At 58.8% G+C, this 26214-nt stretch carries 22 protein-coding genes; all 22 read left to right on the top strand.

Annotated features, from left to right (window positions below; translation table 11 throughout):
- Positions 1-202: 202 nt before the first annotated feature.
- The 22 genes from hisS to Q4P78_RS05635 all read left to right on the top strand — a co-directional run bounded on the left by hisS (position 203) and on the right by Q4P78_RS05635 (position 26144).
- Entirely contained in the window at positions 203-1561 is a 1359-nt protein-coding gene (hisS, locus tag Q4P78_RS05740; protein WP_303339401.1) for a histidine--tRNA ligase, read from the top strand.
- Positions 1562-1781: 220 nt separating this feature from the next.
- The gene (gene aspS / locus Q4P78_RS05735) at positions 1782-3557 is read left to right on the top strand and encodes an aspartate--tRNA ligase (RefSeq protein WP_303339400.1); all 1776 of its coding nucleotides are present in this window, start codon (positions 1782-1784) and stop codon (positions 3555-3557) included.
- 1786 nt (positions 3558-5343) lie between these two features.
- Entirely contained in the window at positions 5344-5778 is a 435-nt protein-coding gene (dtd, locus tag Q4P78_RS05730) for a D-aminoacyl-tRNA deacylase (protein ID WP_303339399.1), read from the top strand.
- A 208-nt stretch (positions 5779-5986) separates the two neighbouring features.
- Positions 5987-7453 carry a replication-associated recombination protein A gene (locus Q4P78_RS05725; protein ID WP_303339398.1) on the top strand — a complete coding sequence of 489 codons (1467 nt, stop codon included), beginning with the start codon at positions 5987-5989 and terminating at the stop codon, positions 7451-7453.
- A 121-nt stretch (positions 7454-7574) separates the two neighbouring features.
- Entirely contained in the window at positions 7575-8375 is an 801-nt protein-coding gene (gene pyrR, locus Q4P78_RS05720; protein WP_368660896.1) for a bifunctional pyr operon transcriptional regulator/uracil phosphoribosyltransferase PyrR, read from the top strand.
- Entirely contained in the window at positions 8372-9370 is a 999-nt protein-coding gene (locus tag Q4P78_RS05715; RefSeq protein ID WP_303339397.1) for an aspartate carbamoyltransferase catalytic subunit, read from the top strand. Before pyrR ends, Q4P78_RS05715 begins: the two co-directional genes overlap by 4 nt.
- A 72-nt stretch (positions 9371-9442) precedes the next feature.
- Positions 9443-10744 (top strand): dihydroorotase, encoded by a 1302-nt coding sequence (locus Q4P78_RS05710; protein WP_303339396.1) that lies wholly within the window; start codon positions 9443-9445, stop codon positions 10742-10744.
- Between the two features lie 15 nt (positions 10745-10759).
- On the top strand, positions 10760-11311 hold the full coding sequence (locus Q4P78_RS05705) for a hypothetical protein (protein ID WP_303339395.1): 552 nt from the start codon (positions 10760-10762) through the stop codon (positions 11309-11311).
- A gap of 79 nt (positions 11312-11390) precedes the next feature.
- Entirely contained in the window at positions 11391-12572 is a 1182-nt protein-coding gene (gene carA / locus Q4P78_RS05700; RefSeq protein ID WP_303339394.1) for a glutamine-hydrolyzing carbamoyl-phosphate synthase small subunit, read from the top strand.
- A 2-nt stretch (positions 12573-12574) separates the two neighbouring features.
- Positions 12575-15880, top strand: a complete 3306-nt coding sequence (carB, locus tag Q4P78_RS05695; protein WP_303339393.1) for a carbamoyl-phosphate synthase large subunit — start codon at positions 12575-12577, stop codon at positions 15878-15880.
- On the top strand, positions 15880-16737 hold the full coding sequence (pyrF, locus tag Q4P78_RS05690) for an orotidine-5'-phosphate decarboxylase (RefSeq protein WP_303339392.1): 858 nt from the start codon (positions 15880-15882) through the stop codon (positions 16735-16737). The genes carB and pyrF overlap by 1 nt, the downstream gene beginning before the upstream one ends.
- A gap of 373 nt (positions 16738-17110) precedes the next feature.
- Positions 17111-17470 carry an integration host factor, actinobacterial type gene (mihF, locus tag Q4P78_RS05685; protein ID WP_303339391.1) on the top strand — a complete coding sequence of 120 codons (360 nt, stop codon included), beginning with the start codon at positions 17111-17113 and terminating at the stop codon, positions 17468-17470.
- A 9-nt stretch (positions 17471-17479) separates the two neighbouring features.
- Positions 17480-18043 carry a guanylate kinase gene (gene gmk, locus Q4P78_RS05680; protein WP_303339390.1) on the top strand — a complete coding sequence of 188 codons (564 nt, stop codon included), beginning with the start codon at positions 17480-17482 and terminating at the stop codon, positions 18041-18043.
- A 161-nt stretch (positions 18044-18204) separates the two neighbouring features.
- Positions 18205-18657 carry a DNA-directed RNA polymerase subunit omega gene (rpoZ, locus tag Q4P78_RS05675; RefSeq protein ID WP_303339389.1) on the top strand — a complete coding sequence of 151 codons (453 nt, stop codon included), beginning with the start codon at positions 18205-18207 and terminating at the stop codon, positions 18655-18657.
- Between the two features lie 123 nt (positions 18658-18780).
- Entirely contained in the window at positions 18781-20205 is a 1425-nt protein-coding gene (locus Q4P78_RS05670) for a phosphopantothenate--cysteine ligase family flavoprotein (protein ID WP_303339388.1), read from the top strand.
- Between the two features lie 457 nt (positions 20206-20662).
- Complete coding sequence (locus tag Q4P78_RS05665; RefSeq protein WP_303339387.1) at positions 20663-21271, top strand: hypothetical protein; 609 nt, start codon at positions 20663-20665, stop codon at positions 21269-21271.
- 121 nt (positions 21272-21392) lie between these two features.
- Positions 21393-21701, top strand: coding sequence for a nucleotidyltransferase family protein (locus tag Q4P78_RS05660; protein ID WP_303339386.1), 309 nt, complete (start codon positions 21393-21395; stop codon positions 21699-21701).
- On the top strand, positions 21698-22042 hold the full coding sequence (locus Q4P78_RS05655; protein WP_303339385.1) for a DUF86 domain-containing protein: 345 nt from the start codon (positions 21698-21700) through the stop codon (positions 22040-22042). The genes Q4P78_RS05660 and Q4P78_RS05655 overlap by 4 nt, the downstream gene beginning before the upstream one ends.
- A 160-nt stretch (positions 22043-22202) precedes the next feature.
- The gene (locus tag Q4P78_RS05650; protein WP_303339384.1) at positions 22203-22877 is read left to right on the top strand and encodes a hypothetical protein; all 675 of its coding nucleotides are present in this window, start codon (positions 22203-22205) and stop codon (positions 22875-22877) included.
- Between the two features lie 147 nt (positions 22878-23024).
- Positions 23025-24482 (top strand): Pup--protein ligase, encoded by a 1458-nt coding sequence (gene pafA / locus Q4P78_RS05645; RefSeq protein WP_303339383.1) that lies wholly within the window; start codon positions 23025-23027, stop codon positions 24480-24482.
- Between the two features lie 125 nt (positions 24483-24607).
- Positions 24608-25675, top strand: coding sequence for an FKBP-type peptidyl-prolyl cis-trans isomerase (locus Q4P78_RS05640; RefSeq protein ID WP_303339382.1), 1068 nt, complete (start codon positions 24608-24610; stop codon positions 25673-25675).
- Between the two features lie 73 nt (positions 25676-25748).
- A complete protein-coding gene (locus Q4P78_RS05635) occupies positions 25749-26144 on the top strand; it encodes an FKBP-type peptidyl-prolyl cis-trans isomerase (protein WP_303339381.1) in 396 nt (131 codons plus the stop codon).
- The last annotated feature ends 70 nt before the right edge of the window (positions 26145-26214 follow it).

Raw genomic sequence — 26214 nt, 5'->3', positions numbered from 1 at the left:
CCCCGCTGAGTGCCACCCCGGTGCCTGTACCCGTGAGCCCCGCATCCGCTGGCACATATATACCGTGATACGTGACCGTTCGACTAGCACCGCACTGCCGCCGCGCGGTATCCTTAAAGGGAATATGCGCACGCACACCCGCGTGTCGCTCCATCGCGCCCGGCAGCCCACAGGCACCACGGCGCCCAATCCAAGGAGAACCATGGCTCGAAAGGCATCGCTATCCGGCTTCCCGGAATACCTCCCGGCAGAACGACTGGTTGAAAACCATGTGCTGGATACCCTGCGCACCACCTTCGAGCTGCACGGCTTCTCGCCCATTGAAACCCGCTCCGTAGAAACCATCGACCAGCTGCTGCGCAAGGGCGAAATCGATAAGGAAGTCTACGCAATCTCCCGCCTGCAGGAAGAAGAAAGCTCCAAGAAGGAAAAGCTCGCCCTGCACTTCGATCTGACCGTGCCCTTCGCGCGCTACGTGGTCGAAAACGCCGGCTACCTCTCCTTCCCCTTTAGCCGCTACCAGATTCAGAAGGTCTGGCGAGGTGAGCGCCCCCAGGAAGGCCGCGCCCGCGAATTCACCCAGGCAGATATTGACGTAGTGGGCGACGGCGACCTGCCCTTCCGCTACGACGTCACCCTGGCACTGGTGGTAGTCGATGCACTCTCCAAGCTGCCCATCCCCGCCTTCAAACTGCGCGTCAACAACCGCAAGCTCGCCGAAGGCTTCTACCTGGGCCTGGGCCTGACCGACACCGCAGGCGTGCTGCGCGAAATCGACAAGCTCGAAAAGATTGGCGCCGAGGCAGTAGCCACCAACCTGCGCGAGAACCTGGGCGCCACCGATAACCAGGCAGCAGCAGCGCTCGCCCTGGCACAGATTGTCACCGAGGATGTATCCTTCGCTGACCGCGTGCGTGAACTGGCAGCCCAGTACGGCGCCGAGCACGAACTGCTCGAACAGGGTCTGGCTGAACTGACCGAGGTTATTGCAGAGGCATCCAAGCGCGCACCCGGCAATGTGGTCGCTGACCTGTCCATCGCCCGCGGCCTGGACTACTACACCGGCACCGTCTACGAAACCGTGCTGGTCGGTCACGAAAAGCTCGGCTCGATCTGCTCCGGCGGCCGCTACGAAAAGCTCGCCTCCAATGGCAAGAAGACCTACCCGGGCGTTGGCCTGTCCATCGGTGTGACCCGCGTGGTGGCGCGTATCCTCTCCCAGCAGTTCGCGACCGCCTCCCGCGCGGTACCCTCGGCAGTGTACATTGCACTGACCAACGACGAAGGCTGGTCGGCAGCAAACGATGTCGCCGACGCCCTGCGCGCTCGCGGTATTGCCTGCGAGGTTTCCGCTACCGCCGCGAAGTTCGGCAAGCAGATCAAGTACGCCGAAAAGCGCGGTATTCCCTTCGTGTGGTTCATCTCCGAGAAGGACGGCGCGCTAACCCACGAGGTAAAGGATATCCGCTCGGGCGAGCAGGTTCCGGCAGACCCGCAGACCTGGGAGCCGCCGGCTGAGGATCTGCACGTGCGCATTATCCCCGCCGAGGATTTGGCATAATATAGTTTTCCTTTGACGTTCCCCGGTGCGCTGTCTGTGATGGTGCACCGGGTGGGAACGGGCAAAGGGCGGTTTCTCGATACTTGTAGTGCGCGTGGTTTATACAACGTGTACAGGGTAATACGAGAAACACATCAGGCGGGTGCGCAGTGTACCCGCAAGGACACCGTAGAGCACGGCTACTGTCTATAGTCGAGCCCTACGCAATGAAAGGAATGAAGTGCTCCGCACCCATACCAACGGCGAATTGACCGCCGCAAACATCTCCGAAACCGTGACCCTGACCGGTTGGGTGGCACGCCGCCGCGACCACGGTGGCGTCGCATTCGTCGACCTGCGCGACCGCGCGGGCGTCACCCAGTGCGTCTTCCACAACGAGGCAGACTTCGAACACCTGCGCAACGAATACGTGCTGCGCGTAACCGGTGTTGTGCGCAAGCGCCCCGAGGGCAACGAAAACCCGAACCTCGCCACCGGCGAAATCGAGGTTGAGGTCAGCGATGTTGAGGTGCTGAACACCGCCGCGCCCCTGCCCTTCCAGATCGACGAACACGTAGAAGTCGGCGAAGAAGCACGCCTGCGCTACCGCTACCTGGATTTGCGCCGTCCCGAGCCGGCACGCATTATGCGCCTGCGCTCCGACGCAAACCGCGCAGCACGCGAACTGCTCGCAGCAGACGACTTCATCGAGGTTGAAACCCCCACCCTGACCCGCTCCACCCCCGAAGGTGCACGCGACTTCCTGGTGCCCGCACGCCTGGCACCCGGCTCCTGGTACGCACTGCCGCAGTCCCCGCAGCTCTTCAAGCAGCTGCTGCAGGTCGGCGGTATCGAAAAGTACTACCAGATTGCACGCTGCTACCGCGACGAAGACTTCCGCGCCGACCGCCAGCCCGAGTTCACTCAGCTGGACATTGAGGCATCCTTCGTGGACCAGGAAGACATTATCGACCTGGGCGAGCGCATTGTTGAGGCAGTGTGGAACCTGATTGACGTGCAGGTGCCCCGCCCGATCCAGCGCATGACCTACAAGGACGCCATGGAGAAGTACGGTTCGGACAAGCCCGACCTGCGCTTCGGCCTGGAACTGACCGAACTGACCGAATACTTCGCCAACACCCCCTTCCGCGTGTTCAAGGCACCCTATGTTGGTGCAGTGGTCATGCCCGGCGGCGCCTCGCAGGCACGCCGCACCCTGGACGCATGGCAGGAATGGGCAAAGCAGCGCGGCGCTAAGGGCCTGGCGTATGTGCTCATTCAGGAAGACGGCGAGCTGACCGGCCCCGTGGCGAAGAACCTCTCCGAGGAAGAGCGCGCAGGTCTGGCTGAGGCAACTGGCGCGAAGCCCGGCGACTGCATCTTCTTCGCAGCAGGCGAGCCGAAGGCAGCACGCGCACTGCTCGGTGCTGCCCGCGTGGAAATCGGTCACCGCACCGGCCTGATTAAGGACGGCGAGTGGGCATTCGTGTGGATCGTGGACGCACCGCTGTTTGAATCCGCAGCAGACGCCACCGAATCCGGTGATGTGGCACTGGGCAACTCCGCATGGACCGCCGTGCACCACGCATTCACCTCGCCCAAGCCGGAGTTCATGGATACTTTTGACACGAACCCGGGTGAGGCCCTGGCGTACGCATACGATATCGTCTGCAACGGCAACGAAATTGGTGGCGGTTCTATCCGTATTCACCGCCGCGACGTGCAGGAACGCGTATTCGCCGTCATGGGTATTGGTGAGGAAGAAGCGCAGGAGAAGTTCGGCTTCTTGCTGGATGCATTCCAGTACGGTGCACCGCCCATGGGTGGTATCGCGTTCGGTTGGGACCGTATTGTGTCCCTGCTGGCGGGCGTGGACTCGATCCGTGAAGTGATTGCGTTCCCCAAGACCGGCAACGGTTTTGACCCGCTGACCGCAGCACCGGCGCCGATTACCCCGCAGCAGCGTAAGGAAGCCGGCGTGGACTTCAAGCCCAAGAAGAAGGGCGAAGACGACTAGTTCGTTTTTCTGTTGTATAGGCTTGTAATCGTGTAGGATTGCTAGTTTTGAGGCTAGTAGTCTTGCTGGCTGAATGATGAGTTGACGGCCTGGTTCGTTAGCTGAATATTTAGTCGATGCGCTTACTTATTGGCTAGCGGAGAAACTCCCTCACTGTACGGTGGGGGAGTTTCTGTTTGTATGCTGTTTCGCAGTATTGCCGCCACACACAACTGTGTCATCAGACAGGTTATGCACAATCAGACACCTTATATACGCACATAACCTGTCTGATTGCATATAAGGTGTCTGAATAGGGGTAGATTTATGGATGGGTGCGCTGAGTGCTAAGGAACGTAAAGAGTGCGCTGATGAGTTGAATGAGGCTGCGCGCTTGGCGATTAGTCAGCCGGGCAGTTTGTCTTTGATGTATGCACTAGCCGGGTGGCGCGAGACGGCGTATGCACACGCTCTACTGTGCGCCTGAGCGGTGATGAGAATGCACTGGCTGAGCCTATTCTTGTGGAGCGGCCTTAGCCAGCACGATGTGTCTATACATAGACAGGTTATGCGTAAACAGGCACCTTATGTGCATAACCTGTCTGAATGCACATAAGGTGCCTGACTTAGAAAATATACCTTCCTGAAATTAAGAAATTACTAAGCCGTTAGGTCAACCTTAATTTTATGTTCCTTGTTCTTCTTGCAGGTGGCAGATATTTCCCATGACCCTGGAAGTAAAGGATTCTTCCTATTATATTTTTGCTTAAATTTCATATCTCCACCGCATTTTGAGCAATTGGCTGAAACTTCTCCAGCTGCTAGAAATTTCCCATCTTCTCGACCTTTGAAGGCATTTTTCCCAGCTTTCCATATAATGTTTTGCTTGAGAAGCAGTTTTTCATGCCTGCAGGCAGTGTATTTGCGGTAGGCTGGGTGGATAAATAATATCCAGAGAGAAAAGAATATAAATAAAATTATTGTTGCTATAATAATGGTGGATGCTAACTGTCCATTAAGCGATTTTCCCGATCCCTTCTGGGTTGATGCAAAAATGTATTTAAATATATCTGGCGATTCAGAGACAGCATAAACCTCCGAAGTGATGAAACTTGCAATGATTGCTACTGCCTTTAGTATAAGAGTTGCCAGTAATCCTTGCTTGCTTTTTTGCCCCTGTTTCCATCTTCCTTGAAGTAATATCCTAAATTAGGTTCTTTTGTGCGATAATTATTAGTTATATTATTAATTGTATTACCGTGCCCAATATTTGATCCCCTAAATGAAATGTTGTTACTTTTCTTTCCGTTACTGTTGTGAGATCCTATATTTATATTACTCATGGATTTTCCTGCCGTACATATTATTTCCTTTTTACTGACCTCCACCTTGGAGGGGTGTATGAAAGGATTCTCTCTCTCTCTCTCTCTTCAAAGTCAAGTATTTGGCGTGCCCGGCGTGTCGCGAGGTAGGGAAGATGGGAGTGGAGATTGGGGTGCTAGAAAAGAGAACGGGGTGAGTCAGTAGGTGCTGGTTTACTGAGAGAAGTCTATTAAGGCGCATAGGACGATGCCTCTGGGGTGGCGTTTCTGCGGGCGCTTGCGTGAGCTTCTTACCTGGCCTAAAGAGGCTCATCCCATACGTCTATAACCGAGTCTGCAAGACGGAATGCCGTCCCAAACGGAAGAAACACCTCTGTCCGGGGTGTTATAGGCGCATCATCCCATGCGGGGTGGGGTATCTGTGTGGAGAGGTAGAGTCTTGCGATAGGATTAGGGGAAGAAAAACCTGAACCTATAGGGGAGAAATGCGCGTTATTCTGCAGCGAGTGAGCCACGCATCCGTGAGCGTTAACGGCGAAACCATCGGCGCCATCGACCGCACCGGGTACCTTGCCCTGGTCGGCATCACCCACGACGACAGCCTCGCACAAGTGGTCAAATGCGCCGAAAAAACCGCCAATCTGCGGCTCTTCGACGGCGAAAAATCAGCCCTCGACATTAACGCGCCCGTGCTCGCCGTCAGCCAATTCACCCTCTACGGCAACCCCCAAAAAGGCCGCCGTCCCTCCTGGAGCGCAGCAGCACCCGGCGCGCACTCCGAACCGCTCTTCAACGCCTACGTCGAAGAGCTCAAAAAACTCGGCCTGCACGTAGAAACCGGCCAATTCGGCGCCGATATGCAGGTGGAACTCGTCAATGACGGCCCCGTAACTCTCATCCTCGACACCGATACGCTCTAAACACTCAGGATGTGATAGGGAGAGCGTGGCGGGGTAAAAAGACCCCGCTACATACCCCATGCATTCAACATTTGGACGCAGTAACGTGCGTTTGGGCGGTACCCGGTACCGTCCAAACGCACGTTACTGCGTCCAAACTCAGTACCCAAGCTTGTTCCCGCATCGGCTCTTTCCTGTTGAAGTGCGAACCACCCGATACACTGGATGTATGGCCGAATCCCTCTTTGATATGACCGATGATAGCGAACGCGTGCAGCTAGCCCACGCGCCCGCAAGCACCGCCGCCCGCACCCAAGCACCCCTGGCGGTGCGCATGCGGCCACGCCATATCGACGACGTCCTCGGCCAAAACCACCTGCTCACCCCCGGCTCCCCGCTACGTGTGCTCGCAGGAGCCGAAGATTCCGGCCCGGCAGGCCCCGCCAGCGTGATCCTCTACGGCCCGCCCGGCACCGGCAAAACCACCCTGGCGCACGTGATCGCCCGTGCTCCCGGCCGTAAATTCGTGGAGCTCTCCGCCATTACTGCCGGAGTTAAAGACGTGCGTGCCGTCATGGACCAGGCATTACTCGACAAAGACATGTACGGCACGACTACCGTGCTCTTCCTGGACGAGATACACCGCTTCACCAAAGCTCAGCAGGATGCGCTCCTGCCCGGCGTGGAAAACCGCTGGGTGATTCTCGTGGCAGCAACCACCGAAAACCCGTCCTTTAGCGTGATTGCGCCCCTGCTCTCTCGCTCCCTGCTGCTGCGCGTACATTCCCTGGAGCAGACCGATATTGAGCAGCTGATCGACCGCGCCCTGGCGGATGAGCGCGGTTTTGCTGCCCGTGCCGTGATTACCGATGAGGCGCGCGAACATCTTGCCGCCGTGAGCGGGGGAGATGCGCGTCGTTCCCTAACCGCTCTGGAGGCTGCCGCAGCCATTGCCTTTAGCGAAGCTGCACGTAGTGATTCGAGTAATAGCGCCGATTCTGAAAATAACGACAGTTCGAGCGAGGGGGGCATTGAGACCGCCGCGGAAGAAAAACCCGTCACCATTACTCTCGCGCACGCCACCGAGGCGGTAGACCGTGCCGCCGTGCGCTACGACCGCAATGGCGACCAGCACTACGACGTGGTCAGCGCCTTCATTAAATCCATGCGCGGATCCGATGCAGACGCCGCCGTGCACTACCTGGCGCGCATGCTCGAAGGGGGAGAAGACCCCCGGTTCGTGGCGCGGCGCATTATGATTCTTGCCGCCGAAGACATAGGTCTGGCAGACCCGCAAGCGCTGCAAGTGGCCACCGCTGCCGCGCAATCCGTGGCGCTAGTCGGCATGCCCGAGGCTCGCATTATCCTCTCACAGGCGGTGATTTATTGCGCCCTGGCCCCCAAATCCAATGCTGCCTATATGGCAATCAATGCCGCAATCAGCGATGTGCGAGCCGGTAAATTCGGCCAGGTTCCGGTGCACCTGCGCGACGCTCACTATGCGGGTGCCTCCGCCATGGGGCACGGTGCGGGCTATATTTACGCCCATGATGCGCCCGGTCATGTTGCCGCCCAGCAGTACCTGCCCGACACCCTGCTCGGCACCGAATATTACACGCCCGGCAGCCACGGTTTCGAAGCGACCCTGAGCCAGCGCAAGGAACGTATTGGGCGTATTCTGCGCGGGGAATCCTAGGGTGCTGGGACTCCCCGCGCGCGAGGTGCCCCTGACCGGGCATGATGGTGCCGAATATGGTAATCTTGAACTAAGCATGAACCTTTAAATCCGTCCCGTGAGGCGGGGAAGGAGAAACGCTGTGAACGGGATGAGTGTATCCACAGCCAACGCGGCAGCCGAGCGAGGCTCCGCACCCCAGAACACCGCAGGTGCTCAGCGCACCCCGGCGACTGGCACTCATGCGCCCGCAGCTTCTCCGGCAAATCAGGGTCATGCTTTTGCTGTACAGGGCCGAATTATCCTCAACGCTGACGAAATCCGACGAGCCCTCACCCGCATTACCTACGAAATCCTGGAAGCCAATAAAGGCTCCGAAAACCTGATGATTATTGGCATTCGCTCCCGTGGCCTACCCCTGGCACAGCGCATTGCCGAGCGAATCGCTCACATCCACCCCGAATTTGATGTTCCCAGCAGCCTGGGTGCCCTGGATATTACCGCCTACCGCGACGATCTGACCGAGGAAGAAATGCAACGCCGAACCCCCGGCGAGACCCTCATCCCCGGCAGCCTGGACGGTAAAAACGTGGTGCTGGTTGACGATGTACTCTACTCCGGTCGCACCGTGCGCGCCGCCCTGGATGCGCTCAACGCCCACGGCCGCCCCGCCACCGTGCGCCTGGCGGTTCTGGTCGATCGCGGGCACCGCCAACTGCCCATTCGCGCCGACCATGTGGGTAAGAATATCCCCACCAGCGCCAGCGAAAATGTGCGCGTGTACCTGGAGGAAATCGACGGGCAGCACAGCCCGCCCGGCACGGCGCCCGGCGCGACCGGATACTCCGGTACAGACCCCGGCACCTTAGAGAACTCACAACACACCGCAGCTTTACCCACCGATAGGGTAGAAATCATCCAGCAGGGAGGAAACCCCGAATGAAGCATCTGCTCGACACTCGCGAACTCACGCGAGAAGAAGCCATCGACATCCTGGACATCGCCGACTACATGGCGCAGGTCAAGGCAGAGAACAAGAAGCTCTCCCTGCTCAAGGACAAACTGGTCGTCAACCTCTTCTTCGAGGACTCCACCCGCACCCGCCTCTCCTTCGAAAGCGCCGAAAAGCGCCTGGGCGCGGACATTATGAACTTCGCCGCTAAGGGTTCCTCAGTCTCCAAGGGTGAATCCCTCAAGGACACCGCGCAGACCCTCGCCGAATACAATGCGGACGCTTTCGTGATCCGCCACAGCGCGGACGGCGCACCCTACCGCCTGGCAACCGCCGGCTGGACCAATATCCCCGTACTCAACGCGGGCGACGGCACCCACGCGCACCCCACCCAGGCTTTGCTGGACGCCATGAGTCTGCGCAAGTTCAAGGCTGCGCGCGACGGCGTGGACTCCCGTGGCACCGATCTGGCGGGTCTGCGAGTGCTGATTGTGGGCGATATTCTGCACTCTCGCGTGGCACGCTCGAACCTGTGGCTGCTGCGCACCCTGGGCGCGCAGGTTGCCTTTGTGGCGCCCCCGACCCTGCTGCCCCTGGACACTCACGCCTGGGATGCTGAAATCTTCCATGACTTTGACGAAGCAATCGCCACCGCGCCCGACGCCGTCATGATGCTGCGCATTCAGAAGGAACGCATGAACGCCGCATACTTCCCCTCGGCTGAGGAATACACCGAACTCTGGGGTCTGACCAAGGACCGTTTCGAGGCCCTGGAAGAGATGGGCAAGCCCTTCGCGATCCTGCATCCGGGTCCCATGAACCGCGGCCTGGAGCTGTGCAGCGAAGCAGCTGATGCGAACGAATCCTGGGTTCTGCGCCAGGTCAGCAATGGTGTGGCGGTACGCATGGCGGTACTCTACCAGCTGCTCTGCGATGGCACCGCAGCCAAGCTCTACGCCGAGAATCCCGGCAACCTGGAGCTGTAACAGCCCATCCTAGACTTCCCGGCTGAACACCGGACACACACTTAACCACCGTGACACGAGAGGACACACACCGTGAGCACCTACCTGATTAAGAACGCGAACCTGCTCGGTGAGCGCGTAGCCGACATCCTAATCCAGGACGGCAAGATCGCAGCCATTGGCGAGAACCTGAACGCAGAGGGCGCGCAGATTATCGACGCAACCGGCCAGATTGCACTGCCCGGCCTGGTGGACATCCATACCCACCTGCGTCAGCCCGGCTACGAAGCCAGCGAAACCGTCGAAACCGGCACTCGCGCCGCAGCACTGGGCGGCTACACCGCTGTGTTCGCCATGGCAAACTCCAACCCCGTCGCCGACACCGCTGCCGTAGTGGAGCAGGTTGATCGCCTGGGCAAGGAGTCCGCATGGTGCCGCGTGCAGCCCATCGGCGCCGTGACCGTGGGTCTGAAGGGTGAGCGCCTCTCCGATATTGGTTCCATGGCAACCAGCACCGCCAATGTGCGCGTGTTCTCCGATGACGGCATGTGCGTGTACGACCCCGCCGTGATGCGCCGCGCCCTGGAATACGTCAAGACCTTTGACGGTGTGATTGCTCAGCACGCGCAGGAGCCTCGCCTGACCGAGGGCGCTCAGATGAACGAGGGCGAGGTGTCCGCTGACCTGGGCCTGCCCGGCTGGCCTGCAGTCGCTGAGGAAGCTATCATTGCCCGCGACGTGCTGCTGGCTAAGCACCTGAACTCCCGCCTGCACATCTGCCACCTGTCCACCAAGGGTGCTGTGGAGGTTGTGCGTTGGGCTAAGAGCCAAGGTGTGAACGTGACCGCCGAGGTCACCCCGCACCACCTGATCCTGACCGATGAGAAGGCACGCACCTACGACCCGGTCTTCAAGGTCAACCCGCCCCTGCGCACCGAAGAAGACGTGCTGGCACTGCGCGCAGCAGTCGCCGAGGGTGTTATTGACGTGATTGGTACCGACCACGCACCGCACCCGGCTGAGTCCAAGGAATGCGAGTGGGCGTGCGCTGCTAACGGCATGACCGGTCTGGAGCAGGCGCTGTCCATTATCCAGATGACCCTGGTCGATGAAGGCCATATCACCTGGGCTGATGTTGCGCGCATTATGAGCGAGAACCCCGCCAAGATCGGTAACCTCTCCCATGAGCAGGGTCGCCCCCTGGCTGAGGGCGAGCCGGCAAATATTGTGCTGGTTGACCCGGCTGCACGCCGCCTGATCAAGCCCGAGGAGCAGGCAACCAAGGGCAAGAACAACCCCTACAAGGGCATGGAAGTGCCCGGTGCGGTGCGTGCGACCTTCTACGAGGGCCACCCGACCGTGCTGAACGGCGAACTGAACACCCCTCGCCGATAGGAGAGTAGGAGAAGTATGGAAAAATTTCTCCCCGGTACTCTTATTTGCCTGTGCCTGCTGCTGCTGGTCTTTTTGGGTATGTACTCCGGTTGGCGTTCTCGTCTCAAGCGCCAGGGTAAGGTCTTCGGTTCGCTAAAGGATGTGCCCGAGCGCTACGAGAATATGGTTGCCACTCACGCCTTTGAAGGTGAGTATGTGAGCACCACCCTGTACGGCGATTGGCTTAACCGCGTGGGTTTTGACCGTCTGGGCTTCAAGTCTAAGTCCACTTTGCTGGTGTACAGCGACGGTATTATTTTCACTCGCGATGGCGCTAAGGACCTGTGGATCCCGGCGAAGAAGCTTGCCGTGATTACTACCGATCAGGGTATGGCTGGCAAGGTTGTGGAGCGTGACGGTCTGGTTGTGATTGGCTGGACTTTGGACGGTCAGCGTGTGCAGACCGGTTTCCGCACCCGCTATGCAGACGAGAAGAAGCAGGCTCTTGAGGCTCTGCGTGAGATTGCTCCCGAGCAGGCGAGTGATCAGCTGCAGTACTGGCCGGCTGATATGATGCCCGCTGCCTAGAGCATTGCCTGTGCGTTACCCTTGATAGGGCGCGAATTAGATTTTATATAGTTGTGAATAACAAGTGAAGGAAAAGAGCATGACTGAGAAGAACGGTGCCCTGCGTACCGACCGTGCGCTTCTGGTGCTGGAAGACGGCACTATCTACCGTGGCTACGGCTATGGCGCAACCGGCGCCTCCCTGGGTGAGGCTGTGTTCTCCACCGGTATGACCGGTTACCAGGAGACCCTGACCGACCCCTCCTACGCAGGTCAGATCGTGGTTCAGACCGCGCCGCATATTGGCAACACCGGTGTGAACCGTGAAGACGCCGAGTCCCGCAAGATTTGGGTAGCCGGTTATGTCGTGCGTGACGCTGCGCGCGTTGCCTCCAACTGGCGTTCCGAGCGTAGCCTGGACGAGGAACTGATTGAGCAGGGCATTATCGGCATTCAGGGTATTGATACCCGCGCGCTGACCCGCAAGCTGCGTTCCTCCGGTTCCATGCGTGCCGGCGTGTTCTCGGGCGAGGCGGCTCAGCGCCCCGAATCCGAGCTGCTGGAAGAGGTTCGTTCCTCCGAGCAGATGGCTGGCCGTAAGCTGGCCGACTCGGTCTCCACCCCCGAGGCGTACGTGGTTGAGCCGCACGAGCACGGCTGGTTCGCTGCTCCCGTGGCTACCATTGTGGCTCTGGATCTGGGTATTAAGGCGATGAGCCCGCAGCGTTTTGCTGAGCGCGGTGTGCGCGTGCACGTGCTGCCCGCTAACGCTACCCTCGAGGATATTAACGCGGTTAAGCCCGACGGCGTGTTCTTCTCCAACGGCCCCGGTGACCCGGCAACTGCGGATCAGCAGGTTGAGCTGCTGCGCGGCGTGCTGCGCCAGGGCACCCCCTACTTCGGTATTTGCTTCGGTAACCAGCTGCTGGGCCGCGCCCTGGGCTTTGGCACCTACAAGCTGCCCTTCGGTCACCGCGGTATTAACCAGCCGGTCATGGACCGCACCACCGGCAAGGTGGAAATCACCGCTCAGAACCACGGTTTCGCTGTGGATGCGCCCCTGGATCAGGTGGTGACCGTACCTCAGGCTGAGTTTGGTCGCGCCGAGGTGTCCCATGTGGGTCTGAACGATAATGTGGTGGAGGGCCTGCGCTGCCTGGATATCCCCGCATTCTCGGTGCAGTACCACCCCGAGGCTGCTGCCGGTCCGCACGACTCGGCGTACCTCTTCGACCGTTTTATTGACCTGATGACCGCATCTAAGACTGCAAAGGAAGCCTAAGAATGCCTAAGCGTAATGATCTCAACAGTGTGCTGGTGATTGGCTCCGGTCCGATTGTTATCGGTCAGGCAGCTGAGTTTGACTACTCCGGCACCCAGGCGCTGCGCGTGCTCAAGGAAGAAGGCGTACGCGTTATTCTGGTGAACTCCAACCCGGCAACCATTATGACCGACCCGGAATTCGCCGACGCAACTTACATTGAACCCATCACCCCCGAGGTGATTGAGAAGATTATCGCCAAGGAAAAGCCGGATGCAATCCTGCCGACCCTGGGCGGCCAGACCGCACTGAACGCCGCGATCTCCCTGGATGAGCGCGGCGTGCTCGAAAAGTACAATGTTGAGCTGATCGGTGCAAATATTGAGGCTATTAACCTCGGTGAGGACCGCGAGGCATTCAAGGGCGTGGTGGAGCGCGCCGGCGGCGAATCCGCACGCTCGGTGATTGTCCACTCCATGCCCGAGGCTCTGGAAGCCGCTAAGGAACTGGGCTACCCGATGGTGGTCCGCCCTTCCTTCACCATGGGTGGTCTGGGTTCCGGTATGGCGTACAACGAGGAAGACCTCTACCGTATTGCCGGCGCGGGTATTCAGTACTCGCCCACCAGCGAGGTGCTCCTGGAGGAGTCCATCCTCGGCTGGAAGGAATACGAGCTGGAGATGATGCGCGATAAGAACGACAACGTGGTTGTCGTTTGCTCCATCGAGAACTTCGATCCCGTGGGCGTGCACACCGGCGACTCCATTACCGTCGCCCCCGCACTGACCCTGACCGACCGCGAGTTCCAGAAGCTGCGCGATATCGCAATCAACGTGATTCGCGAGGTCGGCGTGGATACCGGTGGCTGCAATATTCAGTTCGCTATCGACCCGAAGACCGGCCGTGTGATCGTCATTGAGATGAACCCGCGCGTGTCCCGCTCCTCGGCGCTTGCGTCGAAGGCAACCGGCTTCCCCATTGCTAAGATCGCAACCAAGCTCTCCCTGGGCTACACCCTGGACGAGATCCCCAACGATATTACCCAGAAGACCCCGGCGTCCTTCGAGCCGACCCTGGACTATGTTGTGGTGAAGGTTCCGCGCTTTGCGTTCGAGAAGTTCCCGGCTGCTGACCCGACCCTGACCACCACCATGAAGAGCGTGGGCGAGGCTATGGCACTGGGCCGTAACTTCACCGAGGCTCTGCAGAAGGCAATGCGTTCCCTGGAGCAGAAGGGCGCCTCCTTCTCCTTCGAGCCGCTGGAGCTGTCCGAGGCTGAACTGGCTGCCCTGATTGAGCAGACCAAGGTTCCCACCACCCAGCGCATCTACCAGGTGCAGCAGGCTCTGCTGGCGGGCGCTACCGTTGAGCAGATGTACGAGGCAACCGCTATTGACCCCTGGTTCCTGGACCAGCTGGTGCTGCTGAACGAGGTCGCTTCCGTGGTGCGTGCACACCGCGACCACCTGGATCCGGAGACCCTGCAGTTGGCTAAGCGCCACGGCTTCTCCGACGCTCAGATCGCTGAGATTATTGGCTCCACCGAGGCTGTTGTGCGCGGCGTGCGCCACGCCCTGGGTATCCGCCCGGTCTTTAAGACCGTGGATACCTGCGCGGCTGAGTTCGAGGCGTTCACCCCGTACCACTACTCCAGCTACGATCAGGAAGACGAAGTCGCTCACCACGACAAGCCCTCCATTATGATTCTGGGCTCGGGCCCGAACCGTATCGGTCAGGGTATTGAGTTCGACTACTCCTGTGTGCACGCATCCATGGTGCTGCGCGAGCTCGGCTACGAGACCGTTATGGTCAACTGCAACCCCGAGACCGTCTCCACCGACTACGATGTCTCCACCCGCCTGTACTTCGAGCCGCTGACTCTGGAAGATGTGCTCGAGATTGTGGAGTCGGAGCGCCGCACCGGCGGTCTGCTGGGTGTCTTCGTGCAGCTGGGCGGTCAGACCCCGCTCAAGCTCGCTCGTGAGCTCAAGGCTGCTGGCGTGCCGATTCTGGGCACCACCCCCGAGGCTATTGACCTGGCTGAGGACCGCGGCGAGTTCTCCCGCGTGCTGGAAGAAGCCGGTCTGATTTCCCCCAAGAACGGCACCGCCTTCACCTTCGAGGGTGCTAAGCGCATTGCTGACGAGATCGGTTACCCCGTGCTGGTTCGCCCCTCCTACGTGCTGGGCGGCCGCGGCATGGAGATTGTCTACGACGAGGCTAACCTGGCTCGCTACCTGGAGAACGCAACCGAGGTTTCCCCCTCCCAGCCGGCTCTGATTGATAAGTTCCTGGAAGACGCGATTGAGATCGACGTTGACGCTCTCTTTGACGGTGAGGAACTGTACCTGGGCGGCGTCATGGAGCACATTGAGGAAGCCGGTATTCACTCCGGTGACTCCTCCTGCACCCTGCCCCCGATCACCCTGGGCCCGGATGTTCTGGAGAAGGTCAAGGTCGCTACCGAGCAGATCGCTCGCGGCACCGGTGTGCGCGGTCTGATCAACATTCAGTTCGCGTACGTCTCTGAGAACCTGTACGTGATCGAGGCTAACCCCCGCGCATCCCGCACCGTGCCCTTCGTGTCCAAGGCAACCGGCGTGCAGCTGGCTAAGGCTGCTGTGCTGATTGGTCTGGGTAAGAGCATTGCCGATCTGAAGGCTGAGGGCTACCTGCCCGAGTCCATGGATGGCGCATCCCTGCCCACCGATACCGCTATTGCTGTCAAGGCTGCGGTTCTGCCCTTTAGCCGTTTCCGCACCCCCGAGGGCGTTGTGGTTGACTCTCTGCTCAGCCCCGAAATGCGCTCCACCGGTGAGGTCATGGGTCTGGATAAGCACTTCGACACCGCTTTTGCTAAGGCTCAGGCTGGCGCGGGCTCCCCGCTGCCGACCGAGGGTAAGGTCTTCATCTCCGTGGCTAACCACGATAAGCGCAATGTGAGCATCTACGCTAAGATGCTCGAGCAGCTGGGCTTTGAGATTATCTCCACCGGCGGTACCGCTCAGGTGCTGCGCCGTAACGGTGTGAACTCCGTGGTGGTTGCCCCCAAGCACGCCGAGGCACAGGACGGTAAGTCCATTGTGGATATGGTGCGCGAGGGTGAGATCGCCCTGCTTCTGAACACCCCCGCTGGCGGTGCGGCTCGTAGCGATGGTTACGAGATTCGCGCAACCGCAACCAGTGTCGGCTGCCCGGTGATGACCACCATCTCCGAGTTCGCTGCGGCTGTTCAGGCTATTGGCGCTCTGCGTGAGCACAGCTGGGATATTATGAGCCTGCAGGAGCACGAGGTGCAGCTGCGCGAGGCCGCTAAGGCAGGCAACTAATGGCTAGCTTTGGCGATCAGCTCTTTGAGGCTATGGCTGAGCGTGGTCCGCTGTGCGTGGGCATTGACCCGCACCCGAACCTGCTGGCCGCATGGGGTCTGGAGGATAATGCGCAGGGTCTGCGTGCCTTCACCACCGCGGTTTTTGAGGCATGCGCACCTTACGCTGCAGCCCTTAAGCCCCAGGTTGCTCTCTTTGAGCGTCACGGTTCTGCCGGTCTTGCGGTGCTTGAGGAGCTCTTTGAGCGCGCGGCTCGCGAGAAGGTCCTGATTATTGCTGACGCTAAGCGCGGCGATATTGGTTCGACCATGAAGGCCTATGCCGACGCATGGCTGGGGGAGAAGAGCCCCCTGGCTACCGATTCGGTGACCCTGAGCCCCTATCTGGGTTTTGAGTCTCTGCGCCCGGCGCTGGATTTGGCGGCTGAGCAGGATCGCGGCGTGTTTGTACTGGCGCTGACCTCCAACCCGGAGGGTCAGAGCGTGCAGCATGTGGGTGCTTCTGAGTCGCAGGGCGCGGTAGCTAAGCAGATTATTGCCGCCGCTGCCGCTGAGAACGCAGCGCACGCCTCCGAATGGACCCGCATGGGTTCGATTGGTCTGGTGGTTGGCGCGACCGTGGGTGAGGCTCTGAAGAAGCTCGATATTGATTTGAGCTCTTTCAACGGCCCGATTCTTTCCCCCGGTTACGGTGCTCAGGGTGCGACTGCCGCTGACCTGTACGCCGTCTTTGCCGGTGTGGAGGATAAGGTTCTGGTCAATTCCAGCCGTGGTGTGTTGGCTGCCGGCCCGGATCAGCAGGCTCTGGCGGATGCCGCCCGTGCCGCTCGCGATGATTTGATGGCAGCTCGCGGCTAATAACCCTATGTGTTGGGGGAGAAGCCCTGACTATTAATCTGCACTGCAGATAGTGCCCGGTAATGGGTGTAGCTAACGGCGGTGTCCACTGTGTGAAATCTTCGGGTTTCGCTGCGGTGGGCACCGCCGTTGCACTGTATATTTCTTGCGTGAACCATGCAGATTTTCTTCAATAGCTATCGAAATGTTCCTTCAAGTTCATCTTGAAGATACTTTTATGCATATGATGAATCTTGCTCACAAGGCTAAAGGCATGTGAGCACTTGCACGCGTAACACTGCACTATATTGCCTAATCCAGGGCATTCGTGTGCTAGTTTTGTTACAACACCATAAATCTCACTCTAACTAATGATTTCGAATAGGAGCACCGCATGCCGCTCTCGCCCCTGACTGAACAGGCGCGCGCCGTCGCGCGAGAAAAAGCTGTCGCAGCCCGAACCCACCGCCAAGACATTAAGCAGAAGCTCTCCGACCGCACCCTGAGCGTACGCGAAGTACTCGATATGGTCGACTCCGACCCCGTACTGGCAAAAATGCCCGTGGATCAGATGCTCCGCGCCCTGCCCGGTATCGGTGCCGTACGCGCCCAGAGCATTATGAGCGATCTGGATATTGCACCCTCCCGCCGCCTGGGTGGCTTGGGCGTGCACCAGCGTCGTAAAATGGTTGAGTTCTTTAACCGCAATGCGCGCCTGCTAAACCGCGCGCGCCGTAACCGCCCTCAATCCTAAGGATTCCTTATGAGCACCCCCACCTTGACCGTTCTTGCCGGCCCGACCGCTGTGGGCAAGGGTACCGTCTGCCAGTACCTGCGCGAAAACTACCCGCAGATTTGGTTCTCGGTCTCGGCAACCACGCGCGATCCGCGCCCGGGCGAGGAAGAGGGCGTGCACTACTACTTCGTATCCATGGAAGAGTTCGACTCCATGATCGAGCAGGGCGATATGCTCGAATACGCGGTGGTGCACGGCAAGAATAAGTACGGCACCATCCGCTCCAAGGTGCAGCAGGCACTGGACGCCGGCCGCCCCGTGATCCTGGAGATTGACCTGCAGGGCGCTCGCCAGATTCGCGAAACCATGCCGGATGCGCGTCTGGTATTCCTGGCGCCTCCGAGCTGGGATGAGCTGGTTGCTCGCCTGGTGGGCCGCGGCACCGAAAGTGAAGAGGAGCAGGCTCGCCGCCTGGAAACCGCGAAAGTTGAGCTGGCTGCCGAGGGTGAGTTCGACGTGACCGTGGTGAACGATACGGTTGAGCGTGCCGCGCGTGAAATTGCGCGTCTTGTGGGCGCTGAGCAGGAGTAATATCCTTCGCTTAGCCGGTCTATACTGCCGTGGGTAGATGAATTTTTGGCTTAAACACGGTAATATAGTTTTTTAGTCTTGACTGTACCTGCCTTTGGCGTACCGAGCGTGCGCCACGCGGGGCAGTATTTCAAAGAGTACGCAACATAATTGGAGTTTCTGTGGCAAACGAAAGCAAGCACGAAGACTACAACTTCGTCGACGGTGTAGCGCCGGAAGGTATTGTCAGCCCCAGCGCCGACGCGCTGATCGAGAAGGCTGAGTCGAAGTACGGTCTGGTGATTTTCGGTGCTCGCCGTGCCCGCCAGATTAACGCTTACTACGAGACTCTGCAGGAGAGCAACAACTCTACCTTCGACGCTCCTCTGGTTGACGCCGACCCCACCGAGAAGCCCCTCTCCGTGGCAATGCGCGAAATCATTGATGGCCAGGTGTCCGCTACTCACATTCCTGATGGTCGTTTCAACGAAAACGGTCTGCTGGTTGCCGAAGAGCCGACCCTGACCGAGATCAGCCTGGATGACCCCTACGCCGGCGCTATTGAGGAAGAGTACATTCCCGCCGAGCAGGTTGTCGAGATTGAAGAAATCGACTTTGAGGATGTTGCTGAGTAAGCACCCCTAAACCATTGCGGACCGTCTCGGTTCGCCCCAGCATTGCCGCGCCTCACCACGGGTGCGGCTTTGCTGTATCCGGATTCTGCGCTCACGAAGCGTACAGGAGGGTAAGAGGAAACTATGCGTATTATTATCGGCATCGGTGGCGGTGTCGCCGCCTATAAGGCAACCGGTCTGATTCGTCTTTTCGCCAAGGCGGGGCACGAGACGGTGGCGATTCCCACCGCCTCGGCTCTGGAGTTCGTGGGTGCGCCCACCCTGGAGGCGCTGAGCGGCAACCCGGTGACCGCCGATGTATTCGACCGTGTCCCCGAGGTGAACCATGTGCGTCAGGCTGAGCTCGCCGACGGCGTGGTGATTGCCCCCGCGACCGCTGATCTGCTGGCTCGTTTGGCGGCCGGTCGTTGCGATGATCTGCTGACCACCACGGTGCTGACCACGCACGCGCCGGTGGTGCTGGCTCCGGCTATGCACACTCAGATGTGGGAGCACCCGGCAACTCAGGCGAATGTTGCAACCCTGCGTGCGCGCGGCGTGCACGTGATTGAGCCGGCTATTGGTCGTCTGACCGGTAAGGATTCCGGCGCCGGTCGCATGCCCGAGCCGGAGCAGATTTTTGCGGCTGCGAGCGCTATTTTTAATGCTCTGCCCAAGGGCGATACCCACCCGGTGTACGATGAGCGCTATAGCCTGCCCACCGAACCGGTGTATGCGGTTAGTGAGGATGAACGCGCGGCTCAGGCTGCGAGCGCAACTATTGGTACTGCGGGCGTGAGCCTTGGAGGCACCTCTGCCGGTGCATCCTCGGCTGGTGAGTCTGTTGCGCACGCGCCCGAAAATGCCATAGGGGAGAGCCTGCCTCTTGCCGGTCGCCGCGTGGTCATTACCGCCGGTGGCACGCGCGAAATGCTCGACCCGGTGCGTTTTTTGGGAAATCGTTCCACCGGTAAGCAGGGTGTGGCTCTGGCTGCAGCGGCGCGTGAGCTGGGTGCGCAGGTTCATCTGATTGGTGCGAATCTTGAGGTGCCCGCCCCCGAGGGTGTGCAGCTGACCCGCGTGGTTTCTGCCCGCGAGCTGCGCGATACGGTGCTGTGTTCTGCGATGGATGCCGATGTGCTGATTATGAGCGCGGCGGTGGCTGATTTCCGCCCGGCTGAGTACACCGATTTTAAGATTAAGAAGACCGATAACCCGGATGAGGACCCGGTGATTCATCTGGTGCGTAATCCGGATATTTTGCGTGAGGTGGTTCAGCGTCGCGAGGACGGTGAGCAGGCTCCTGGCGTGATTGTTGGTTTTGCTGCCGAGACCGGTAGTGAGGATACCTCGCCGCTGGAGTTTGGTCGTGCGAAGCTGGCGCGTAAGGGCTGTGATTTCTTGGCGGTGAACACTGTGGGTGTTTCTCAGGGCTTCGGTACCGATGAGAATACGATTACTTTGCTCTCCCTGGCTTCTGATAAGGCGCCGGTCTTTACCGGTTCTAAGCGCGAGGTATCCGAAGAGATGCTGCGCGCGATTGCTCCGACCCTCGCACCCCTTTCTTAACCGAACGGCGACGTGTTCCTTCCTTTGGACAAAACACATCGCCGTTCGTGGATACGGGTGCCGGTGTTGCAGGCGCGGTGTGGCTTGCGGGGGGGGGGTAGCTTTTTGTTATGGTGATTTTTAGTAACCGATAATAGCTCCACAAGCAGATTCATCTGTAATGCATACCAGGATGTATGCGTTACGGAGTGCTTGACCTTCCGAAAAGAGGAATACTGTGCCTCGTACCTCTCAGTTTTTAATGCCCGCGCTGTGTGGTGTGTTGCTTCTTGCTGGATGCGCTAGCGATACACCCGCACCCCGTAGCGAAAGTAAGAGTACTCCCAGCACCTCGGCGTCTAGCTCTGACCTTGGGTTTTTCCTGACCCCAGAGGAAAGCTCATCATCCAGTCCTTCTAGTCAGAGTAGGAGCGCTCATGCTTCTGCTTCCCCCACACATTATGTTGACCCGTCTAGTATGACTGTTACCCCGTTACCGGCAGGATGGCGTACCTCTGGCGTGTCGAGTGTGGATTCTTCGGGGCGTGCTAAATGCGTAGATATAACTGTTCCTGCAGATAAAGTATCTAGTGACCAGGCTCCGGTTCCTAGTGATATGGCTTGGGATACGACTGCCAATAGTGCGCTTACCTTTCCGCTGAGCCGTTCTCAAGGTCCGATGTACCGCCCGAAATTTGCAGGACAATGCTATGCCCACACTCCTATAGGTGCAGTATTTGCGGCTATGAATTATATGGGTTCTCTGGCAGATGGTCGTGTGTCGCGTTCAGAAGTTGCAAATTTGTTGGTCAAGAGTGAATCTCATGCCAATCTATTTGTACCTCCTACTGGTACGAGTGATTTAAGACTTCGCTTCATTGGTTATACCGTTGAGTCATATTTAACGGATGAGGCTAAAGTGCTTATCTACGCTTATGCTCAAGAACCTGGTGCTCGAGATAATTTACTGGCCTTTGAACTATCTGTGGTGTGGGAAGACGGAGATTGGAAGGCCAAAACTCCTGCTGCACAACGCCGTAGCGCCAAAGATAAGCCTCAGTACTACTTGAAGTGGAAGAGTTCCTAGGCTGGGTTTAGAGCGGTAGTAGAATCGACTGCTATGTATACTCTCTGAACGGCGACGTAAGAATGTGCCCGCCATTGGACAAAACACGTCGCCGTTCCTCGTGAAATGGTAGAGTGAGACTATGAGTACACCGCAGATTGTCGTGCAGAGCCTCATTCCTCATCAGGAACAGGCTCTGGATGTGCTACGCGCCTACGGGGTACAGCAGGCGTACCTTTTTGGTAGTGCGGCACGCGGTGAGCTTACCGAGAGTAGTGATATTGATCTGCTGATTACTATGCCGACAGGTCGGGGGCTCTCTGCTTTTCGTCGTGTGGCTCTTAAACTTGAGCTGGAGCGCGTGATTGGTCGCCCGGTTGATGTGCTGGATCATCTGAACCCTGTTTTTGAGCCCTATATCCGCGCCGATATGGTGGAGCTGCCACTATGAATAAATCACCGAACCCGCACGGTCTTTTAGCTATCACTGCTCTTGAACGTGTTTTGATGTACGCCCCAGATACCTACGAAGAATTTGAATCTTCACTATTGGTTCAGGACGCTATTGCTATGAGACTTCAGGAAGCAGGAGAGAACCTCTCAAAGGTTAGACGAAATTTCCCCGAGTTCTTCACTGCACATGCAACCCAGGACTGGGTGGAACTGATTGGCGTCAGAAACATTATTAGCCATGGATATGATGGGCTAGACTCGCATTCAATATGGCTTGCTATACAGGAAGATGTTCCCCGGACTCTGGACGGGCTGAGACAAGTTTTCCATACAGAATAATTCTCGAACGGCGACATGTTTCGCATGAGGTAGGGTGCATTTTGCCTAGGAGGCGGTGCCTAAGGCAGCGCATCATCGGGCTTTTCTATGGCATACTGGGTGTATTCACCGTGGATGTGCACGTCACCGAGTGCCGAGTCTAGTAGTCAAGGATGCACCTATGAGCCAGTATCCTCAGCAGCCTTCGGGCGTACCGTACTTTCAGCCGCCCGCCATGTATCCTCAACCGCCGTACCAGCAGGGACTGCCCGCACCTATCCCGGGCGGGGTGCGTGCCCTGGCGGTAACTCATCTGCTGTGCGTGGCGGTGCTGGCGATTGAGACGCTGGGTTCGGCTCTGTATTACGGGCTGTTTAACCCGTGGCTGGTTCTTTCGGTGGTGATTTCACGCCTGGTGTGGTACAGCATCCTATGCAATCTGGCGGTGCGTGCTTTCCGTAAGGTTTCTAGCGGTGACTACTCCGGGTATAGAAGCACACGTCATATTATGGCCCTCTGGGTGGTCTTCATCTTCCTTTTTGCGTTGTTACGCTCCGCCTTCTTGAACATGCAGGGTGTGCTAGTACTCAATATGTATAACCCGTTGGGTGGACTTTTGGTTTTTATGTATTTCTTCACCGGATTCAACCCTTTTAAGCCTTTTATGCACGGGAACTCAGATGAAGATAATGTGGCGCTATCGCAGACCATATTCTCGGTGTTCCCCTCCGGGTGGATTGTTCTGGGCTTGCTGATCCTGCTGATAATTATGTGGTGCCTGATGCGCTCGGCGCAGGTGCGCGACTACTACCGGTCGAGGGCGCCCTTCCCCGGTTTTTACGGCTTCTACCGTTAGCGCCGGTCGCGCGCACGCACGCCAGTGGCACACAAAATGTGAGAGACGCCCACAACAGCACACGAAAATCGGCGGCCCGCGCGCACTAGCGTACACTAGAAAGAGCGCCAGCGAACGCAGCGTACCCGGCACAGTGGAAAGAAAACTATGGAACAGCGAATCTACGGTATTGAAAGCGAATACGGGCTGAACTTCATCCCCGACTCCTACGGGCGTCTCAGCATTGAAGAAGCCGCCCAAGCACTCTTCAAACCCGTACTGGACCAGTGGCGCTCCACCAATGTCTTCCTGCCCAACGGCGGCCGCCTCTACCTGGATGTGGGATCGCACCCCGAATACGCCACCGCCGAATGCGGCAGCATTACCGAACTCATCGCCCAGGAACGCGCTGGTGAGCTGCTCTTTGCCCGCCTGGCACGCCAAGCACAGCAGCGCCTCGCCTCCGAGGGAACCAGCGGCCAGCTGTACCTGTTCAAAAATAATGTGGACTCCGCCGGCAACTCCTACGGCAGCCACGAAAACTACCTGATCAGCCGCAAACTCGAATTCAACGCCCTGATTGCTCAGCTGGTGCCTTTCCTAGTCACCCGCCAGATCCTGGTCGGTGCGGGCAAAACCCACCCTCAGGGCGGCCCGGTTATGACCGCCGGCAAGGTTGAGGGCACCGGAACTACCGGCGTACCCAGCTACTCCTTTAGCCAGCGCGCCGACCATATTTGGGAGGCGGCAAGCACCTCCACCTCACGATCGCGCCCGCTGATTAACACTCGCGATGAGCCGCACGCCGACGCCTCCCGCTTCCGCCGTATGCACGTCATTAATGGTGACTCGAATATGGCGGAGCCGACCATTCTGCTCAAGATTGCCTCCACCGATGTGGTGCTGCGCATGCTTGAGGATCACTTCCCGCTCACCAGCCTGGATTTGGCGTCTGTTCCGAATGCTCTGCGCGCCATTAGCCATGATCTTTCGGGCCGGGCGACCTTCCAGACCACCGACGGCACGCACTACACCGCCCTGAGCGTGCAGCGCCACTACCTGGATGCTGCCCGCCAGTACGTGCAGCAGCACGGCGCGCACCACGAGCACGTGGATTACGCCCTGGATTTGTGGCAGCGCACCCTAGACGCTATTGAAAGCGGCGACTATAGCAGCATTGACACCGAAATCGACTGGGCGATTAAGAAGAAGCTACTGGATAGCTATATTGCCCGCGCCCGCGCCAAGGGCGAAGCAGCCGATTACTCCAGCCCGCGCATTCGTCAGCTGGATCTTGCCTACCACGATATCGACCCGCAGCGCAGCATCTACTACGCCCTGGTGCGTCGCGGAGCCATTAAAACCATTCTGCCTGCAGACGCAGCGGAGGCAGCAACCGAGCAGCCCCCGGCAACTCGCGCGGCTCTGCGCTCGCGTTTTATTCGCGCGGCTCTTGCGGCGGGGGAGCAGTTCACCGTGGACTGGGTGCATCTGAAGCTGAACCTGTACCCGCAGCACCCGGTGGTGTGCAAGGACCCCTTCCAGACTGAAAGCGCCGAGGTGGATCAGCTGATTTCCATGCTCCAGGGTAAGGAACCGGCACCCGCCACCCCTCCGCTGATCTAGCGCCTGTCTAATGCCTTGTGGGCGTCATAGTAGCGCGCATATAGGATTCACACAGCTTGATTAGGTAGCATAGTACTAACTCACCTGTACGCCCTGCTGAGGGCACTGACCGAAAGGCCAACACTGTGGCAAAGAAACTTATGACTCTTACCGCCGGCGCAAGCGTGCTGGCTCTAACCCTGAGCGCATGCGGCACCTCCAACCCGCTGGACCATGTAAAGGTCACCACTCACGGCACCACCGCAGCCCCTGAGGCTGAATACAAGGCACCCTTCGCAGTCGCCAGCGAAAAGGTTCGCGTGATTGAAGAGGGCGCGGGCGAGCAGATTAAGGACGGCGACTTCCTGATCGTTCAGGTGAGCGTATTCGACGCCTCCAAGGAGAATACCCTCAAGGACTCCACCTACACCGGCTCCCAGGGCCCGATTATTGTGCCCATTAATGATCGTCTCAAGCAGCTGGCACCGGAAATTTACAATACTTTCACCAAGCTGAAGGTCGGCGGCACTTTCGCGCACGCCACCAACCAGGACCAGCAGGCAGCCGCTAAGGGTGTCACCAATGCGACCCTGGCGCCGGGTACCGCCACCGACTTTGAGGTGTACACCGTGACCAAGAAGCTGCCCGGCTATGTTGAGGGCTCCCAGGCACCGGCGGAGGCACCCTTCCCCGCCTTCACCCTGGATAACGGCAACGCTTCGCTGAAGTTCGAGGATAACCGTGGCGACGCCCCGACCGAGCTGAAGACCAAGGTGCTCATTGAGGGTAATGGTGCTACCGTGAAGGAAACCGACACCCTGTACGTGCGTTATATTGGTGCCCAGTGGTCTGACGGCCAGGTCTTTGACGGCAACTACAACACCCAGCCGATTTCTTTCTCCCTGCAGGGCGTTATTAAGGGTTGGACTCAGGGTCTTGCCGGTCAGAAGGTCGGCTCCCGTGTTGAGCTGGTCATCCCGGGCGATCTAGCGTACGGTAACGAGGCTGTTCAGGGCCGCCCCTCCGGCACCCTGGTGTTCGTGGTCGATATTCTGGATGCAGCCCCCCAGTCCGAGGCTCAGGCTAAGCTGATCGAGCAGCAGAAGGTACAGGCAAGCGCAGCTGCCAGCGCCAGTGCCTCCGCTACGGCAACTCCGGCTGCTAGCACCAACCCGGCGGCAGCTACTGCGACCGCCACCGTGAGCGCATCCTAAGCTACACTAGTACTAATGCGCCCATGAGGGTGCCCCGTCATACCGCCCGTAGGGGCGTGAAAAGGAGAACATAATGTCTTTTGGTCAGCGTAATCTGGACCGCGAGAAGCCCGAAATCGATTTCCCCGAGGGTGAGGCTCCCACCGAGCTGATTATTACCGACCTGATTGAGGGTTCCGGTGCCGAGGTTGTTCCCGGCTCCCAGGTGCTCACTCACTATGTGGGTGTTGCATTCTCCACCGGTGAAGAGTTCGACGCTTCCTGGAACCGCGGCGAGCCCCTGCCCTTCCGCGTGGGCGTTGGCCAGGTTATCCGCGGCTGGGATGAGGGTCTGCTGGGTATGAAGGTCGGCGGTCGCCGTCGCCTGGAGATCCCCTCGGAGATGGCGTACGGTGAGCGTGGCGCCGGTGGCGTGATTAAGCCCGGCGAGTCCCTGATTTTCGTGGTGGACCTGCTGGACGTTCGCTAAGTCCTTGACCGCTCTAAGAGCGTAGCACTCGTGAGGCGACTCGAGCCTTTCCCCGCGCGCACTGTGTTTT

The sequence above is a fragment of the Rothia sp. (in: high G+C Gram-positive bacteria) genome (assembly GCF_030540545.1).
Classification (GTDB): domain Bacteria; phylum Actinomycetota; class Actinomycetes; order Actinomycetales; family Micrococcaceae; genus Rothia.
The sequence above is the reverse complement of the archived record's forward strand: the minus strand, read 5'-3'. Positions and strand labels throughout refer to the sequence as shown.

What these genes read in the sequence shown, in the direction of transcription:
- mihF (WP_303339391.1), top strand. Translation starts at nt 17,111, where the DNA reads ATGCCGCTCTCGCCCCTGACTGAACAGGCGCGCGCCGTCGCGCGAGAA.
- Q4P78_RS05705 (WP_303339395.1), top strand. Translation starts at nt 10,760, where the DNA reads ATGGAAAAATTTCTCCCCGGTACTCTTATTTGCCTGTGCCTGCTGCTG.
- Q4P78_RS05725 (WP_303339398.1), top strand. Translation starts at nt 5,987, where the DNA reads ATGGCCGAATCCCTCTTTGATATGACCGATGATAGCGAACGCGTGCAG.
- Q4P78_RS05660 (WP_303339386.1), top strand. Translation starts at nt 21,393, where the DNA reads ATGAGTACACCGCAGATTGTCGTGCAGAGCCTCATTCCTCATCAGGAA.
- hisS (WP_303339401.1), top strand. Translation starts at nt 203, where the DNA reads ATGGCTCGAAAGGCATCGCTATCCGGCTTCCCGGAATACCTCCCGGCA.
- Q4P78_RS05635 (WP_303339381.1), top strand. Translation starts at nt 25,749, where the DNA reads ATGTCTTTTGGTCAGCGTAATCTGGACCGCGAGAAGCCCGAAATCGAT.
- gmk (WP_303339390.1), top strand. Translation starts at nt 17,480, where the DNA reads ATGAGCACCCCCACCTTGACCGTTCTTGCCGGCCCGACCGCTGTGGGC.
- Q4P78_RS05650 (WP_303339384.1), top strand. Translation starts at nt 22,203, where the DNA reads ATGAGCCAGTATCCTCAGCAGCCTTCGGGCGTACCGTACTTTCAGCCG.
- dtd (WP_303339399.1), top strand. Translation starts at nt 5,344, where the DNA reads ATGCGCGTTATTCTGCAGCGAGTGAGCCACGCATCCGTGAGCGTTAAC.
- carA (WP_303339394.1), top strand. Translation starts at nt 11,391, where the DNA reads ATGACTGAGAAGAACGGTGCCCTGCGTACCGACCGTGCGCTTCTGGTG.
- Q4P78_RS05655 (WP_303339385.1), top strand. Translation starts at nt 21,698, where the DNA reads ATGAATAAATCACCGAACCCGCACGGTCTTTTAGCTATCACTGCTCTT.
- Q4P78_RS05715 (WP_303339397.1), top strand. Translation starts at nt 8,372, where the DNA reads ATGAAGCATCTGCTCGACACTCGCGAACTCACGCGAGAAGAAGCCATC.
- pyrF (WP_303339392.1), top strand. Translation starts at nt 15,880, where the DNA reads ATGGCTAGCTTTGGCGATCAGCTCTTTGAGGCTATGGCTGAGCGTGGT.
- carB (WP_303339393.1), top strand. Translation starts at nt 12,575, where the DNA reads ATGCCTAAGCGTAATGATCTCAACAGTGTGCTGGTGATTGGCTCCGGT.
- pafA (WP_303339383.1), top strand. Translation starts at nt 23,025, where the DNA reads ATGGAACAGCGAATCTACGGTATTGAAAGCGAATACGGGCTGAACTTC.
- Q4P78_RS05665 (WP_303339387.1), top strand. Translation starts at nt 20,663, where the DNA reads ATGACTGTTACCCCGTTACCGGCAGGATGGCGTACCTCTGGCGTGTCG.
- Q4P78_RS05670 (WP_303339388.1), top strand. Translation starts at nt 18,781, where the DNA reads ATGCGTATTATTATCGGCATCGGTGGCGGTGTCGCCGCCTATAAGGCA.